We start from the raw sequence: 15,643 nt of genomic DNA, 5'->3' as shown, positions 1-15,643 counted from the left end.
TCAGAACACCTTCTGCACGCCGAAGGTGATGCTCGCCTGCACCCCGTTGCCGGCGATGCCGGGCGAAACGCCGTAGCCGTTGAGCGATGTGTTGGTGACCGCGAGCTGCAGGTCGAATTCGAGCCGGTTGGCGGTTTGATAAGTGCCGGTCAGGGCGCCGGTATAGACCGGGCTCTGGCCGAGCCCGGCCAGTGCTCCGCCCTGCGGCGTATCGAGCGTGCTATAGTCGAAATAGGCGCTGACCGTCGCGCTCCGCGTGAGCTGATGCGAAAACGTGGCCGACGCCGACAGGCTGCGCTGCGAAAAGCCGGACGTGCCGGGCGCGTTGGCGACCAGGGTTTCGTCGCTGCGCACGAGGTTGAGCGAGAGACGGTCGCGCGACCAGCGGGTGATGGTCGCGATCGAGAACTGCCGCGTGCGGAACAGGCCCGACTGGACGCTGAGGCTGTTATTGGTCAGCAGCAGCGGCACCTGCGTGCCGGTGGCGACGATCTGCCCGCCGGCGCTCACCGTGCTGCCGGCGAGGTTGGCCGCGATCGCCTGGGCCTGGGTGGCCAGCGTTTCCGAATAACTGGCCGATAGTGTGGTGCGCGGCGTCAGTTGCAGGGTGGCGCGCAGATAGGGCGCGTCGAACCCGTCGCGGTGGCGATAGGCGAGCCGGATATCGACGTCGCGGCGCGGATGCAGATGCAGGCCGATGCTCCAGACGGCATCGGCGATATGGGTCGGCGGAAAGCCCTGGTAGCGGAGATTTTCGTAGCCGCCGGAGACGATGAGAAATTCCTGCGGCAGGAAGGCGTAGCGGACCCGGTCCTCGGCCCGCATCTGGCTCGATCCGTCCAGCACGCCGGTGCCGGTGTCCTGCGAGGCGGTGACGAGGACGACATCGTCGAGATCGGGGAAGAGCGGCACCGTGGTGAACTGCGCGCTGCCCGTCTGCGAAAAGACGTCGTTCGGCACGAAATAGGGAAGCTGGCTGCCGGACAGCGCGGCGCTGTTGCCGGTCTGCCGCGTATACTGGGCCAGATACACCAGATCGAGCCGGCCCAGCCCGCGAAACCTGTAGCGGTAATGCGGGCTGACCAGGTAGCTCTGCGTGGTGGTGCGCGCGTTCGGCGCGATGGCGGCGGAACCACCGGGCGCCAGGCCGCCTTCCGTCGCCTGCTGGGTCAGGAAGGCGCTGGCACTGAGGTCGAGCCGGCCGGGAATCAGCTGGGTCTCGAAGCTGCCGTTCAGCGACTGGCTGATGCCGGAATCCCGGCTCTCGCGCGCGTAGAGTTCGAGCTGCGGCCGATAGTCGAGCGACACGCGCCCGATCGGCGCGGTGCCGACGACACGCAGGCCCGGCGTCAGGCTGGTGATGAATTCGTTGTCGAAGCCATAGGATTTCGGAAATCCGCCGACAAGCGCCTCCTCCGACAGGCCGATCGAGGGGGTGAATTCCAACCCCCTCGGCAGCGGCGCCGGGCCTTCGAGCCCGCCGGACGAGGCGAAGGGGCTCGGCAGCGCGCCGAGGCGCACCGCGGTGCCGAACGGCGCCGCGCTGGTCATCGACGAGTCCGTCACGCCGGCGGACGACGACGACGACGATGCTGAAGATGACGACGACGCGGCCGCGTCGCTCGTGGCCTGGGCGACCGCCCGCCCTTCCCGCGCGACCAGCGCCGGCACGAGCAGCAGGGCCATGCGCAGGGTGCGGGCGCGCGGGAACAATGGCGCCGACAACGCGTCAGCCCCTTCTGGCGAACAGGCCGCGCCGGCGCTTCGCCGCGCGGTTCAGCAGCAGGCTGAGCTGCGGGCAGGAATCGAGCAGGTCGAGCGACTGTTCGATTTCGGCGCGGCGCGTCTGCCCGGCCTGCACCACCAGGATCGCCTGCCCGGCGATCGCGGAGATTTCGGTGGCGTCGCTCCTGGTCAGGCAGGCCGGGGCGTCGACCACGACGATCGCGTCCTCGTAGCTGTCGGCCACCGCGCTGGCCAGGCTGCGGACATGCCGCTGGGCGGCCAGAGCGGTGCGGGCTTCGGCGTCGGCCGAACCGCCGACGGGAATGAACACCAGCCGGTCGATCGCGGTGCCGAGCGGGATCGATCCGGCGAGTTGCCTTGGCGAGTCGCCGAATTCGAGAAGGCCGGGCGATTCCGCAAGACCGAAATGCGCGGTCAGCGAGGCGCCGCCGAAATCGGCATCGACGAGCACGATGTCGCGATCCCCGCCCTCCGCCAGCAGGCCGGCGAGATTCAGCGCGGCGAAACTCTTGCCGTCGCCGTCGCGCGGGCTGGTGACGAGGACGATGTTGTTGCGGCGCACCGGGTCGTGCTGCCCCTGCGCCTGCTGGAAGTGTTCCAGCACATGGTGGCGGACGATCCGGAACTCCTCGCCAACATGACGGTGACGACGAAGGGCGACCATGCCGTTTTCCTCCAGCTGGGCCAGCGACACGACGGCAGGGCGGTGCTGGCGGCGCGGCGCGAGGGGCGAGGAGAATCGCGCGGCGCGCAGCGCGAGCGGTTCGGCCGCGGCGGATGCCTGGCGGGCCGGTTGCGATGCGGCCTGCGGCTCGTTCGGGTTGATCACCGGCATCCCCTCGGCGTCCAGCCCGGCGGCGAGGCGCTCGATCAGGCTGCGGACGGAATTCGGCGGACGTTCGTTCTGGCTCATCCGAGCCCCCCGATGATGAAGGTCGCAATGAAGAGCGCGCCGAACACGCCCAGGAGCAGCGAACCGCCGATGCCGATGCGCAGCGCCGGCATGATCACGCCGGATTGCGGCGAGATGTCGGAAATCTGGCCGATCACCGGGATGCCGAAGCCGCGCAGATCCGCCTCGGAGCGGACGCGGCCCTCGAGTTCGCCGAGCAGCACGCCGACGCCGAGCCCGGCGCCGAGGCCGAGGACCAGCACGGCGACGAGGAACAGGCGCCGGTTCGGCCCGATGGGAAGCCGGGGCAGAACCGGCGGATTGATCACCTGCAGCTGCACCTGGTTGGCATCGATATTGGCGGCGGCGCCGATGCGCATCGCCTCGCGCCGGCTGATCAGGTCCTGATATTCCTTCTGCAGGACACCGTAATTCCGGTTGAGGTTGATGAACTTCGCCTCGACGCCGGGCGCCGAACGGGCGAGCGCGGTCAGCTTCGCATGCTCCACCTTGGCGCGCGCCAGCGCGCGGGTCGTCTCGAGGATCCTGGTCTGCGTCTGCAGGATCTCGAGATGCAGCGCCTTGTAGACCGGATTGGCGACCGGCACGCTGTAGCTGGACTTGCCGCCGCCGGCCGGCCCGTGTTCGAGCGCCTTGACCTGCCGTTCGGCCGCCTGCACGCCGGGATAGCTGTTGGTGTATTGCTGGCGCAGCCTGGCCAGGTTGGCGAGGGCCGCGGCGAGCGCGGGGTTGCCGCCGGCGGCCTGGGTTTCCGACAGCAGCGGCTTGGTCTTGGCGAGTTCGCTGGCCAGCAGCGCCTGCTCGGCCTTGGCGTCCTGCAGTTCGGTCTCCAGCTTGCGGACCCGCGCGCCCGATGCCCGCACGGCGGAAACGCCGTCGCTGCCCGGCAGCAGTTCGAGATATTTCGCCTGGAACGCCGCGCGGCGCGCTTCGAGCGATTTCAGCTGGTTGTGGAAATAGTCGATCTGCGATTGCAGGAACTTGCCGGCATTGTCGATGTCGCTCTGGTTGTGGTCCGACGCGCGCTCGACATAGATGTTCACCAGACCGGCGATGATGTTGTAGGCGCGCCGCGGATCGTGGCCGACATAGCGGATGGTGAACAGGTTGCGGCTCTGCGGCACCACGGTCACCCGCGCCCGCAGCCGGCGCACCAGCGCCTCGCGCGCACCCGGCCCCTGCGCGTGCAGCCCTTCGCGGTCGATCAGGTGCTGGAGATTGGGGGTGCTGAGCAGCGTCTGGCGGAGCAGGTTGAATTCCTGTTCGGAATTGCCGTTGATGGCGATGCCGCGCAGCAGCGGCGTCAGCACCGGGTCGGCCGCGACGTAGAGCTGCGCGCTGGCCTCGAAATTCGGCGGCAGCAGCATGACCGCCGTCCACCCGAGCGCGCAGACGAGCCACGCGGTGGCGAGCGCGTACCAGCGCTTGCGCCAGGCGGTGGCGAGCAGCCGCAGTGCGGTTTCGATGAGCTGTTCCATCGGCGGCTCAGAACAGGCTGCGCGGGATGACGACGATGTCACCCGGCTGCAGGGTGATATTCTGCTTCAGGTCGCCCTGGTTCAGCAGCGCGCCGAGGGCGACCGGGATCTTCACGTCATGCCCGCCGGTGCGGCGGATGATGAAGGCGCCATTGGCCAGGCCGAAACGGGGCACGCCGCCGATCTCGGTCATCAGGTCGAGCATGGTCATGCCGTTGACGTACGGGATCGCGCGCGGCTTGCCGGCGCCGATGACCCTGATGTCGCTGCCGAGCGCGCCGTGAAAGCTTTTGACGATCACGGTGACGTTGGGATTCTTGACGTAGCTTTTCAGCCGCCTGGCGATGTCGTTCTGCAGTTGCAGGGGCGTCTTGCCGGCCGCGCGGATGTTCTGGACGAGCGGGATCGAGAATCGTCCGTCCGGCCGCACCGGCACCGCCGCCTCCGAGAGATCGGGCGAGCCATAGACGAACACGCTCAACACATCCCCCGGCCCGATCCGGTAGGTCGGGTTCGGAACCGCGACGGTCGGCACTTTCGGCGCCGGCGGCGCCGCGCAGCTGGCCAGTCCCAGGCTTAGCGCGGCCATGAACAGCAACGGCAGGGTTGTCTTGTGGCGAAAAATCCGCCGGTAACGATCTGAATTCATGGGCTTGCAATCTCCTTGCCGGTCAAAGATCCCGGGCGGCGCGTGAAACGGTCATCGGGGCGGTGATGAAAATTCCGGGCCGGGATCGTGCATCGTCCGACCACGCCGCGGCCGGCCAGGCCCGCGCACCCACCCGTCGCCGCGGGGCGCGGCGACACGCGCCCAACCGGGTTCACGGCAGCTTGCGGCAGGAGACACGACGATGCTCATGCGGGCCGGTCAGCGACGGGGAACGCGATCGGCGTCCCCGACGCCAGACACGTCGATCGATACGTTCTTCAAAATGACCTCTCTCGCTGAAATACGCGCCTGACAATCAGTTAAGCGATCCCTCAGGGCATAGCATGGCGATCGTGGGAAAGCGACAGATTTATGCACATTTCTGGACTGGAATCCTATTACGGTATAAAAATCACGAGAGCGGCGAGTATGTTTAATTTAAGACAACCTTGCGTTACGACGATCTTCCGCCGAAGACCATGAAGGATCGGCTGCGGTGCCCCTCATGTTGATGAGCGGAGCATCGTCATCGCGCCCCTCATGCGCAGGCCGCCTGTTCGACCGGCGCGCCCGCCGCCGCACCGCGCCGTGCCAGAACGGTCTCGAAAATCCGGGCCTGGCCGAGGCTGATGCTCCGCCAGTCGTGCGCCGCGGCAAAACCCTCCGTCGCCGCGCGATCGGGCGGGGATGAGAGCAGCGTCAGGATCGCGTCGGCCAGGGCCTCCGGCGTGTTCGCCGCGGCCACGAGCCCCGCCGCCGGATCGCGCACGACCTCGGCATTTCCCGGCGCCGGCGACGCGACGGCCGGCGTGCCGCACGCCATCGACTCGAGCAGCACGTTGGCCCAGCCTTCCCGGCTCGACGCCAGCACGAGAAGATCCGCGCCGGAATAATAGGCGTGCAGATCTTCCTGCGGGATACTGCCCGCAAACCGCACCCGCCCGCCCAGCCCGAGCGACGCCGCGAGCCTGCGCAACCGCGGCTCCTCCGCGCCGCTGCCGGCGATCAGCAGGTCGTGCGAGCCGAGGCCGCGCCGATGCAGGATCGCCAGCGCGCGGATCACCCGGTCATGCCCCTTGCGCGGGATCAGATGCCCGACCGAGAGCAGATACCGCCGTTGCTGACCGATCCGCTCGCGGGCCAGCGCGGGGTCGATCGCGACGAACCGCCCGAGGTCGACGCCGTTGCGCAACACCGTGACCGATCGCGGGTCCGCGCCCAGCGAGACCAGGCCCTCGGCCAGTGCCGCACTCACCGCGATCAGGTGATCCGCCTGCCGGATCGCGGCGCGGATCTGCCGGGCCGGCCCCCTGTGCGCCGGCCAGGCGGTGACATCTGAACCACGCGCCGTGATCACCAGCGGCAGGCCCAGGCGCCGCGCCAGACGCGCGGCGGCGACACCGTCCGGATACAGGTAATGGGCATCGATCAGCTGCGGATGAAATCCGGCCGCATGCAGGCGCTCCATGCCCCGGCACATCGCCCGGTAGAGCAGCGACGGCGTCGCGGCACCGCTGATGCCGGGAATCACCCCGTAGCGCGGATGCAGCACATCGAGCCCGAGGCGAACATCCTCGCGCGGCACGCGGCCCCATTGCCCGAACCGGCCGAAGAGCGGCGCGCGGAATGGAAAATAGGGCACCGGCGCGATCACCCGCGCCGCGCAGCCGGTATCGGCGACGAGATGACGCAGCCGCGTCTCCACGAAAATCCCGTGCGAGGGAAACATCGCATTGGGATAAAGCGTGGACACGGTGGCGATGCGCATCACGGCCGCGTCTTCGACTGCGCCCGCCGCTGCCGCCAGCCCGCGCCCGCGGCCGGGGTGACCGCGGCCGGTGCGGCCGGCTTCGCCTCGACGTAATCGAACGGGGTCGCGCGCGGCTTGCGGGACGGATCCGCCGTCCGGGGCTCGTCGAAAATCCAGACCCCGAGCCAGAGGACGGCGATCATGGCGAGGAGAAAAAGCGCGGCGCTCATTGCGCGACCGCCCCGCGCGCCCGCCACCCCCGTGCGGCCGCAGGCGCCGCCTCGGCGGCGACCCGGGGCAATTCCGCGCGCAGCAGCACCAGGGCCGAGGACACGAGAATCAGCAGCATGTAGAAGTAGTCGTAATAGCCGAGCGAAAGGAACGATCCGCCGACCATGAAGGCAATGATGGAAACCTCCGTCATGCGGCCGAAATCGACCAGCCAGGCCAGGGCCGGATTGCCTCGCGCCCGCCGCGCCACCCGCCGCGCCATGAACAGGCCGTTGAGGTTCAGCGCGATCCAGACGAACAGCGCCGGGAATCCCTGGTCGCCCAGGACCTCGAACCAGATGCTGTGGGTCGCCCGCTGCTGCGCCATCGGAAAATAGCGATGGATGACGCCAGGCATGGCGGTGGCCTGGAATCCGCCGCCGGTTAGCGGATTGTGCAGCGCGATCCCGAACGCATCGCGCCAGACCGTCATTCTCTCATTGGCCGAATTCGAATGATGGAAATGCAGGATGGTGAACATGCGCGCCTTCCAGTCGGCGGGCATGAAGCTGATCGCGGTGGCCATCACGATTCCGAACAGCAGGAAACTGGTCAGGCGGTTTCTGCTGTTCCACCACAGCCGCGCGACCATGGCGGCGAGGGCGATCAATCCGCCGCGCGAATAGGTCGCGACCACGGCGAACAGCGTCAGCACCATGCTCGCGAGCAGACCCGTCCGCACCGCGCGATGGGCGGCGTGCAGGCGCAGGTAGTTCATCAGCGGGATCGTCATCAGCAGCGCCACCGCGAGCTGGTTGTTGTCGCCGATGAACGTGTTGGCCGGGCCGTAGACGTGATCTTTCCCGCCGGTCAGCAACGCGAAACCACCGCCGCGCACGCCGTAATAGCCGATCGAGATGACCATGATCCAGAGCACCGCGTGCAGCCGCCGGCGGCTGGTGACGAGGGCGCCGGCGAGCAGGGCAAAGCCGAGCGACTTGATCAGCTGGATGTAGTCATGGCTCTCCACACTGGCCGGCACCAGGGCGAAGAGCGTGTTGAAGGTGATCAGGCCGGCGAAGGCGACGATCAGTACCTGCGTCGATGTCATCTGAAAGCGGCGCGGCTCATGCGCGACGAGACAGCCGATCACGGTCGCCAGCGCGGCACCCAGCGCCCAGGGCAGATGCGCCCCGGTGCCGAAGAGGTCCTGCTGGGGGTTCATCAGCGAGATCCAGTCGAACGCGATCACCCCGACCATGGGGCGCACCATGGCCATGCCGAGCAGGATCAGGAACGGAACGGCCAGCGCCAGGAGATGCAGCATCGCGGGATCTCAGCCCTGCCGCTCCAGTTTCGCCAGCAGCGCCGCCGCCGCGGCATGGTCGGCGAACGAGGCCTTCGGCGTGACGATCGGCTTGAGGATCGCGATCGCCTTGCCCCGCTCGCCGGTGCGGGCCAGCGCGGCGGCATCGTGATAGGCGATCGACGGGTCGGCGGGGTCTTCCCGGTGCGCCGCATCGAGCAGCGCCGCCGCCCGCGCGCGCCGCGCCTTGCCGGGCGTGCCGTGGAGCAGGATCCAGCCGAGTGTGTCGGCGGTTTGCGGCGTCGGCGCCCCGACATAGGCGCGCTCGGCCAAGGCCTCGGCGTCCGGCTTGCCGGATTTCGCCTCGATCCAGGCGAGATTGTTGAGCGCCACCGCGTCCTGCGGCGCCAGGCGCAGGGAGTGTGCGTACTCCGCCGCGGCCGCTTTCAGGTCGCCCCGGGACAGCGCGACCGATCCCCGCATGTCGCTCAGCGCCACGCTGTCGGGGAACCGGGCGCTCGCCGCCTTGAGCAGGGCCAGCGCCGCGTCGCGATGGCCGCCCTGGATGTCGGCGCGGATCGCGCCCGCCGCCAGCGCCGGCGACGGATTGGCGTCATAGGCGGCCTTGAACGCGGCCGCCGCCTTCGCCCAATGATGCAGCGACAGGGCGAGATCGCCTTCCAGCGCGCCGGCCTCGGGCATGTGGTCGGGCGCGGCGGCGAGTCGCTTCGCCTCCTGCTCGGCCGCGCCGGCGCCGTGCCGCGCCAGGGCCAGGCCGACCCGGGCCTGCATGAGGGCGAGCTGGCGCGGATCGCGCGCGAGCCCGGCCTCGATCACCGCTTCGGCCGCCTGCGGCTGCTTGCGCGCCATGTCGATATGCGCGAGCGCCAGCCGCGACGTCACGTCGTCCGGCGTCGCGGCCAGCAGGGATTGCAGGTTCAGGGCGGCCTGATCGAGGCGCCCCTGCGCGGCATCGAGCTTCGCGCGCAGGAGCAGGATCTGCGGCTGGCGCTGCATCGCGGCCGGGAGGGTCGAGACCAGGTTGCCGGCCTCGGTGAACTGCTTCGCCGCGAGCCGCTGCTGCAGGATCGCCGCCACGAACGCGACATTGTCGGGGGCACGGTCATGCGCGCGATCGAGCGTGGCCAGCGCGGCGTCGGGCTGGTTCATCGTCCGTTGCAGGGCGGCCAGCGCGAGCACGGGGCGCGGGTCCGCGGGATGCGCCTTCACCACGGCGGTCAGGCGTTTCAGCGCCGCATCCGGCCGCTGCGTCAGCAGGTCGACCCGCGCGAGGCCGAGCTGCGCCGTCACCGAGCCAGGGCGGGCGGCGAGCAGCCGGGTCAGGTCGGCCCGCGCCGCGTCGAGATCGCCGCGGCGGAAGTCCAGTTTCGCCTGCAGCTGCGCGGCGGCGGGTGTGGCGCCCTGCTTGTCCAGCGCGGCGACCATCTGCGTTACCGTCGGGGCGTCGTTCGCCAGCAGCGCGGCCGATCCCAGCCGGATCTCGACCGAGGTGAGCACGGCGCTCGCCGATGCGGGAACCCCGGCGAGCACCGCGCGGTATCGCTGCTCGGCCGCCTTGAAGTCGCCGCGCTGCTGGGCGAGCTCGGCCAGATTGATCCCCGCCGCGAGATCCTTCGGATCCTCCTTGAGGGCCTGAAGCGCGTCCTGTTCGGCCTCATTCCACTTGTGGTCGTGGATCTCGATCGCCGTGCGCAGGTCGAGGGCCTGGGCATCCAGCTTCCCGGCCGCCGCCAGCTTGTCGAGGCTGCGGCTGGCGACGCCGTAATGACCGCTCCGCACCGCCAGCGTGGCCACCAGCAGCTGCGCGGCGCTGTCACCGGGCTGCTGCGCCGCGAACTTCTGGGCCGCGGTCAGCGCGGCGGCCGGCTGGCCGAGCGCCGCATCCGTCCTCGCGCGAAGATACAGGATGCCGGGCAGCTGCGTGGCGATGCCGCCGAGATGATCGAGCAGCGCGCTGGCGCGATGCCAGTGATGTTCGTCGACGTCGATCGTCGCCTGGAAATACGCGAGCCCGGCCGAATGGGGCAGCAGGGAAGCCGCGCGCTTGAGCTCGGCCTGCGCCGCGGGCAGCGCGCCGGCGGCCAGGTGAGCCTGGATGAGCAGCAGTTTGCCGCGGGTGTTGAGCGGGTCCGCGGCATTGGCGCGCTGCAGGATGGTTGCGGCGCGCGCCGGCTGGCCCTCCCCGATGTCCAGTTGCGCCTCGCGGCGCAGCAGGGCCGGCGCGGCCGGCGTCACCTTGAGCCGCGCGGCGATCATGCGCCGCGCCGCGGCGAGGTCGTGCCGGGCGATGGCGAGGTCGATCCGGGTCTCGTACAGGCCCGGCGCATCGGGCGCGAAACCGGCGGCGCGCGCGAGGTCGGCCTCGGCGCGGTCGAAGCGGGCGAGGACCAGGTTGGCGCGCGCCCGCCCCACGGCGATGACGGCGGCGTGGACCCCGGTGGCCGAGCCGATCGGGAAATCGTGCAGCAGGGCGATCGACCTGCCCTGGGCCACGTAGCTGCGCAGCAGCAGGGCCAGGCTGCGGTTCGGCTGGTAGCCGGCGGCGATGGCCTTGCGCGCCTCGCGCTCGGCCGAGACGGCATCGCCGAGCTGGAGCGAGACCTCGCCCAGCAGGGCGTGCGCGGCGCCGTCATGCGGATGCCGGCGGACGGCGTTCAGCAGGTCGAGCCGCGCATCGAGCAGCTTGCCGTGCGCCACGGCCGCCTGCGCCCGCTGGTAGGAGCGCGGTTGCCCGGCATGGGCGGCGGGGGCGAAGCCCGCCATCCCCGCCACGGCCAGTGACAGTGTCACCGACCGGACGGATCGCATGATCGACGCTGGTTTCATCATCGCGCGCCTCTTCTCGCGTTCATGTGCGGCATTGCGTTCAGGCCTGACCGTCGATGGCGCGGTCATGGCTCGTCGGGTCCGGACGGGTCGGCGGCGTCGGCGGCGCGGTCCGCCCTGACGTCATCGCTCAGGCCCAGGCTGTCGATCAGCGCGTACAGGGTGGGACGGCTGATGCCGAGCAGCTTCGCCGCGGCGACCATCGAGCCGTCGGCCCGGGCCAGCGCGAGCTGGACGGCTTCACGCTCCGCCTCGCGGCGCGCCGAGCGCAGGTCCGGCAGCGGCGCGAGCGCGCCGTCCGCCAGGTCGAGGTCGGCCGCCTCGATCTGCTGGCCTTCGGCCATGATGACGGCGCGGCGCACCCGGTTTTCCAGCTCGCGCACGTTGCCCGGCCAGCCATGCCGCATCAGCGCGGCGATCGCCGCCTCGGAGAAGGCGAGTCCCTGACGGTTCTGGTCCTGGGCGAAGCGCCGGAGAAAGAAGCGCGCCAGCAGGACCGCGTCGCCGCCGCGCTCGCGCAGCGGCGGGATCCTGACGCTGACGATATTCAGGCGGAACAGCAGGTCGAGCCGGAACCGCCCGGCGGCGACCAGCCCGTCGAGATCCTGATGGGTCGCGGACACGATCCGCGCGTCGATCGGGATCGGGCGCCGCCCGCCCACCCGCTCGATCACGCCCTCCTGCAGGAAGCGCAGCAGCTTGACCTGCAGGGCGAGCGGCAGGTCGCCGATTTCATCGAGGAAGAGCGTGCCGCCCTGGGCCAGTTCGATCCGGCCCGGCGTCTGCTTGATGGCGCCGGTGAAGGCGCCCTTCTCGTGCCCGAACAGCTCGGACTCCAGCAGGGGCTCGGGGATCGCGCCGCAATTGATCGCGATGAAGGGGCCGTCCGCGCGGGGGCCGAGATCGTGTAGCGCCCGGGCGAGGATCTCCTTGCCGGTGCCGCTTTCGCCCAGCAGCAGGACCGGCGCGGTCGCCGGCGCGAGCTTCTCGATCGTCCGGCAGGTCTTGAGCATGGTCTCGGAGCCGGCGATGACGCGCGGCAGCGGGCTCGGCCCCACCATGTTGCTGAGGCGGCGGTTCTCCCGCTCCAGCGCGGCCAGCCGGAAGGCGCGGTCGACGATGATCCGCAGGATCTCGATATCGACCGGCTTTTCAAAGAAGTCGTGGGCGCCGCGCCCGATCGCCAGCAGCGCGTTCTCGCGGCGGCCGTTGCCGGTCGCCACGATCACCTTGATCGCCGGAAGCTCGCGGAAGAGCGCATCGAGGATGGCCAGCCCCTCGCTGATGCCGTCGGGGTCGGGCGGCAGTCCGAGATCGATGATGGCGACCTCGGGCCGCGCCCGGCGCGCCTGGTCGATGGCCTGGTCGCGGTCGCCCGCGACGAGGACGGTGCGGCCGGGGAACGCCCAGCGATATTGCCGGCGCAGGCCCGGATCGTCCTCGACGATCAGCAGGCTCGGCTCGGGGACGGTGGGCTCACTCATGATCGATGCCGGCCGTTTCGAGGCGTTCCGCCGCCGGTTCGTGGACCGTCGGCAGGCGGATCGTCATGGTGGTGCCGGCCGCTTCCTCGCTCTCCACGTCGAGCGATCCGCCGGCCTGCAGGATCAGTTCGCGCGTCTGGAAGGCGCCGATCCCGAAGCCGGCGGCCTTGGTCGAGGCGAAGGGCCTGAACAGGCGCTCGCGCACGAAATGCGCGCTCATCCCGCGGCCCTGGTCGATGACCCGGATCGTCACCCGGCCGGGCTCGTGCGACAGGGCGACGGTGACGGTCTGCGCCGCCGTGCCGGCCTCCAGGGCATTGTCCAGCAAATGGTTGACGATCATGTCGAACGTGATCGGGTCGATGGCGACGATCGAGTGACCGTCTCCCTCGTCGAGCACCACCCTGCCGCGATGGGCGAGCAGATGCCGCAGGCGGGCGCCGACGTCGAGCCGGCCGGCCCGGTCGGCGGCCGACGGATCGAGGCGGCGGATCATCGCGCGGATCTTGTCGACCGAATCGCGGACCGTGCCGATCAGGTCGGCCTGGAATTCCGGGTCGGCCATGTGGCGCTGGGAGTTGTCGAGCAGCAGCCCGAGCTGGTTGGCGATGTTCTTGATGTCGTGCGCGACGAAGGCGAAGCGCTTGCCGGCTTCCTCGAAGCGGCGGGCGACGGCCAGGGCTTCCGCGGCCTGCCGCTCCGCCATCACCAGCGAGATCTCGCCGGCGACCACGGTGAGCAGCGCCGCCATCTCGCGGTGCAACGGCTGCGCGACGCGCGGCCGGCCGAGCAGCACCACGCCGAGCGGGCCGCTCGCGCGCGGATCGGGCAGGGCGACGGCGAGCCAGAACGGCGCGGTCACGCCCTCGGGGTCGAGTTCGACGACCGTGCGTTCGCAGCATTGGCGGAACAGGTCGGTCCCCGCCGGAATGGCCGGGATTTCGAGCGCGGTGTTCCACCCCTCGCTGTAGCGGAGCCTGGCGGCCTGCCGGTCGTGCGTGAGCAGGATGCCGCTGGGGGAATCCGCCGTGTCGGCCAGCGCCTTGATCGCCCGCTGGGCGACGCTGACCCCGCCATCGGCGGACAGCGTCGCGATGCTGCGCAGCCATTCCTGGCGGTAGTCGTACGGCGCCGCCGCGAAATGGCGGCTGAGCGCGACCATGAGGCGGGAGCGCGCCGAGCCGGAACTCGCCACGATCGCGAGCACCAGCAGGCCGGCGAACATGATGGCCCATTCGATGACCCCGGCGAGGCCGGTGCCGTAATCGCGCACGAGTTCGGCGACGATGCCGAGCACGATCATGAACGATCCGCCGAGGATCAGGCTGGCGGAGTAGAACGCCGCCTCCCGCGAGAGGTGCAGCCGGCGCGGCCGCCAGCGGATCGCGCGCATCGCGCCGGCGGCGAAGAGCGGCAGGACCATGACCAGCAGGGCGAGCCTCGCGCCGATCAGCGGCGGGCTGAAGCGGTGCTGCAGGATCACCGCCGCGTAGAGAAGCAGGCTGACCAGCGCGAGGCCGCCGGTGGCGACGCCGGGCAGGCTGACATGCCAGAGGATCTCGCGCTCGGCGTTGCGCATGACGTTTTCCAGCAGCACCAGCATGGCGATGGCGAAGACGACCTGGGCCTCGATGGCGATGGCCGCGCCCAGCGCCGGTGCGAGCGCCCGCGTCAGCGTCACCGCGGCGAAGACGACGACGAGCGCGGTCAGCAGGCCGCGCTGGAGGGCCGGCAGCTCGCGCAGCCTCTTGCCGCGGGAGACCGCATCGAGGATGACGACCGCGCCGGTCCAGCCGAGCAGCGCCGCCATCCAGGTGCCGGAGGCCACGGCCGAGCCGGGCGGAAGCAGGCTCGAGGCGAGGGCGAAGGCGCCGGTCGCCACGGCGGCGAGCGTCATCGGCAGGCGGGTGCGGCGCCAGAGCGGCCAGGCGACCGGCGGCAGGTTCAGCCGGTCCTGCCGCGGCAGCCGGGCGAGAATCACGAAGACCGAGAGAGCGAGATAGGCCAGGCCGACGGCGATGCCGGCGGCGCCGAGTCCGGATTCGTTCACATGCCCACGCAGGCCGTCACCGTGCGCCCTTGCCAAACAATACGACCGAAACGGTTTCGATCAGAATTTTTCCATCGAGCAGGAACGACCTCTTCCTGAGGTACTCGGTGTCATAGATGTGCTTGATCCGCGCATCCTCGACCGAGGCGCCGTAAGCATAGCGCACTTGAGCGAGACCGGTAATGCCCGGCTTCACCGCGTGGCGCAAATCGTAGTCCGGGATCGACTCGCGCAGGATCGCGACGAACTCGGGACGCTCGGGGCGCGGGCCGATGATGCTCATGTCGCCGCGCAGGACGTCGAAGAACTGGGGCAGCTCGTCGATCCGGTATTTGCGCAGGATGCGGCCGACCGCGGTGATGCGCGGATCCTCGGTCGCGGCCCAGACGGCGACGCCCGCTCCCTCGGCGTCGCGGCGCATGCTGCGGAACTTGGTGATGCGGAACGGCCGGCCGTTCAGGCCGACGCGGGTCTGGCGGTAGAAGACCGGGCCGGGACTGTCGATGGCGATGGCGAGGGCGGCGAGAAGCATGACGGGGGCGAGAAAGACCGCCATGACGAGGCTCATCGTGACGTCGAAGACCCGGCGGGAGGCGCGGGCCAGGCGCCCCTCCCGCCGGATCTGCAGGTCGGGCGCGGCAGGGGCGCGGGTGACCGGCGAGGCGAAATGCGGCAGTTCTGCAAGCTGATCGCCATAAGGCATGAAGCGGACCAGCGGAAACCGATGCTTCGGATCGACGATCATCATGCAACCTCTCAAATATGCGATAAATCTAAAAGGCGGATCGAAACGCCTAATGTGAAGCAATGTTATCCAGTGGCGCTTTATTAACTCAATTTTATCTAATAGGCAAACGAAGTTCTCAAAACGGAGATATCGACCGCGCTTGACATTATGCCACAAAAACAGTTTGTTATGTCGATTCGTATGCAAAATGTCTACAAAATATGATGGAATCCAATTAATAATTTTTCATGATTTGCATCAATTTACGCAAATAATCTTAAATTTGTCTTGTTGTATCGTTTAGTTAAACGATTCGCATTTTTTAGATGACGTAAACGTAAGGCTGCCCGAATCGCGGCTGAAGAGCCTCTCCCAACCCGTTTCCGGATCATCCGCCGGTCGCGACGCGGCGTGCCGCCGCGCCGGATCAGCCGGTGTCGAGGCGGAGGTCCGGGTGGAGCGGACAGGCGCGGTTGCCGGGCG

General features: G+C 69.4%; 11 protein-coding genes. All 11 read right to left on the bottom strand.

The window, feature by feature from the left end; translation table 11 throughout:
• The gene (locus RT91_RS00705; protein WP_035185108.1) at window positions 1-1,725 is read right to left on the bottom strand and encodes a hypothetical protein; all 1,725 of its coding nucleotides are present in this window, start codon (window positions 1,723-1,725) and stop codon (window positions 1-3) included.
• A 4-nt stretch (window positions 1,726-1,729) separates the two neighbouring features.
• Window positions 1,730-2,659: a chromosome partitioning protein gene (locus tag RT91_RS00700; protein ID WP_013641133.1), complete on the bottom strand. Its 930-nt coding sequence runs from the start codon at window positions 2,657-2,659 to the stop codon at window positions 1,730-1,732.
• Window positions 2,656-4,137, bottom strand: a complete 1,482-nt coding sequence (locus tag RT91_RS00695; RefSeq protein WP_007423881.1) for an XrtA system polysaccharide chain length determinant — start codon at window positions 4,135-4,137, stop codon at window positions 2,656-2,658. Before RT91_RS00695 ends, RT91_RS00700 begins: the two co-directional genes overlap by 4 nt.
• 7 nt (window positions 4,138-4,144) lie before the next feature.
• Window positions 4,145-4,786, bottom strand: a complete 642-nt coding sequence (locus tag RT91_RS00690) for an XrtA/PEP-CTERM system exopolysaccharide export protein (protein WP_012040442.1) — start codon at window positions 4,784-4,786, stop codon at window positions 4,145-4,147.
• A gap of 538 nt (window positions 4,787-5,324) precedes the next feature.
• Entirely contained in the window at window positions 5,325-6,554 is a 1,230-nt protein-coding gene (locus RT91_RS00685; RefSeq protein WP_035185103.1) for a glycosyltransferase, read from the bottom strand.
• Entirely contained in the window at window positions 6,554-6,766 is a 213-nt protein-coding gene (locus RT91_RS00680; RefSeq protein WP_013641132.1) for a hypothetical protein, read from the bottom strand. Before RT91_RS00680 ends, RT91_RS00685 begins: the two co-directional genes overlap by 1 nt.
• Window positions 6,763-8,073, bottom strand: a complete 1,311-nt coding sequence (locus RT91_RS00675) for a putative O-glycosylation ligase, exosortase A system-associated (RefSeq protein WP_035185099.1) — start codon at window positions 8,071-8,073, stop codon at window positions 6,763-6,765. The genes RT91_RS00680 and RT91_RS00675 overlap by 4 nt, the downstream gene beginning before the upstream one ends.
• A 9-nt stretch (window positions 8,074-8,082) precedes the next feature.
• Window positions 8,083-10,863: a tetratricopeptide repeat protein gene (locus tag RT91_RS00670; RefSeq protein ID WP_240314132.1), complete on the bottom strand. Its 2,781-nt coding sequence runs from the start codon at window positions 10,861-10,863 to the stop codon at window positions 8,083-8,085.
• Window positions 10,864-10,964: 101 nt separating this feature from the next.
• Complete coding sequence (gene prsR, locus RT91_RS00665) at window positions 10,965-12,383, bottom strand: PEP-CTERM-box response regulator transcription factor (RefSeq protein WP_007423615.1); 1,419 nt, start codon at window positions 12,381-12,383, stop codon at window positions 10,965-10,967.
• Entirely contained in the window at window positions 12,376-14,433 is a 2,058-nt protein-coding gene (gene prsK / locus RT91_RS00660; protein WP_035185366.1) for an XrtA/PEP-CTERM system histidine kinase PrsK, read from the bottom strand. Before prsK ends, prsR begins: the two co-directional genes overlap by 8 nt.
• 16 nt (window positions 14,434-14,449) lie before the next feature.
• On the bottom strand, window positions 14,450-15,181 hold the full coding sequence (locus RT91_RS00655; protein WP_035185091.1) for a sugar transferase: 732 nt from the start codon (window positions 15,179-15,181) through the stop codon (window positions 14,450-14,452).
• Window positions 15,182-15,643: the final 462 nt, after the last annotated feature.

The sequence above is a fragment of the Acidiphilium sp. JA12-A1 genome, assembly GCF_000724705.2.
In the GTDB taxonomy this organism is placed as follows: Bacteria; Pseudomonadota; Alphaproteobacteria; order Acetobacterales; family Acetobacteraceae; genus Acidiphilium; species Acidiphilium multivorum.
This window is presented reverse-complemented; position numbering and strand designations above follow the sequence as displayed.

Bases quoted from the DNA above. Each gene is read 5' to 3' on its own strand.
- RT91_RS00700 (WP_013641133.1), bottom strand. From the start codon at position 2,659: ATGAGCCAGAACGAACGTCCGCCGAATTCCGTCCGCAGCCTGATCGAG.
- RT91_RS00695 (WP_007423881.1), bottom strand. From the start codon at position 4,137: ATGGAACAGCTCATCGAAACCGCACTGCGGCTGCTCGCCACCGCCTGG.
- RT91_RS00690 (WP_012040442.1), bottom strand. From the start codon at position 4,786: ATGAATTCAGATCGTTACCGGCGGATTTTTCGCCACAAGACAACCCTG.
- RT91_RS00685 (WP_035185103.1), bottom strand. From the start codon at position 6,554: ATGCGCATCGCCACCGTGTCCACGCTTTATCCCAATGCGATGTTTCCC.
- RT91_RS00680 (WP_013641132.1), bottom strand. From the start codon at position 6,766: ATGAGCGCCGCGCTTTTTCTCCTCGCCATGATCGCCGTCCTCTGGCTC.
- RT91_RS00675 (WP_035185099.1), bottom strand. From the start codon at position 8,073: ATGCTGCATCTCCTGGCGCTGGCCGTTCCGTTCCTGATCCTGCTCGGC.
- prsR (WP_007423615.1), bottom strand. From the start codon at position 12,383: ATGAGTGAGCCCACCGTCCCCGAGCCGAGCCTGCTGATCGTCGAGGAC.
- RT91_RS00655 (WP_035185091.1), bottom strand. From the start codon at position 15,181: ATGATGATCGTCGATCCGAAGCATCGGTTTCCGCTGGTCCGCTTCATG.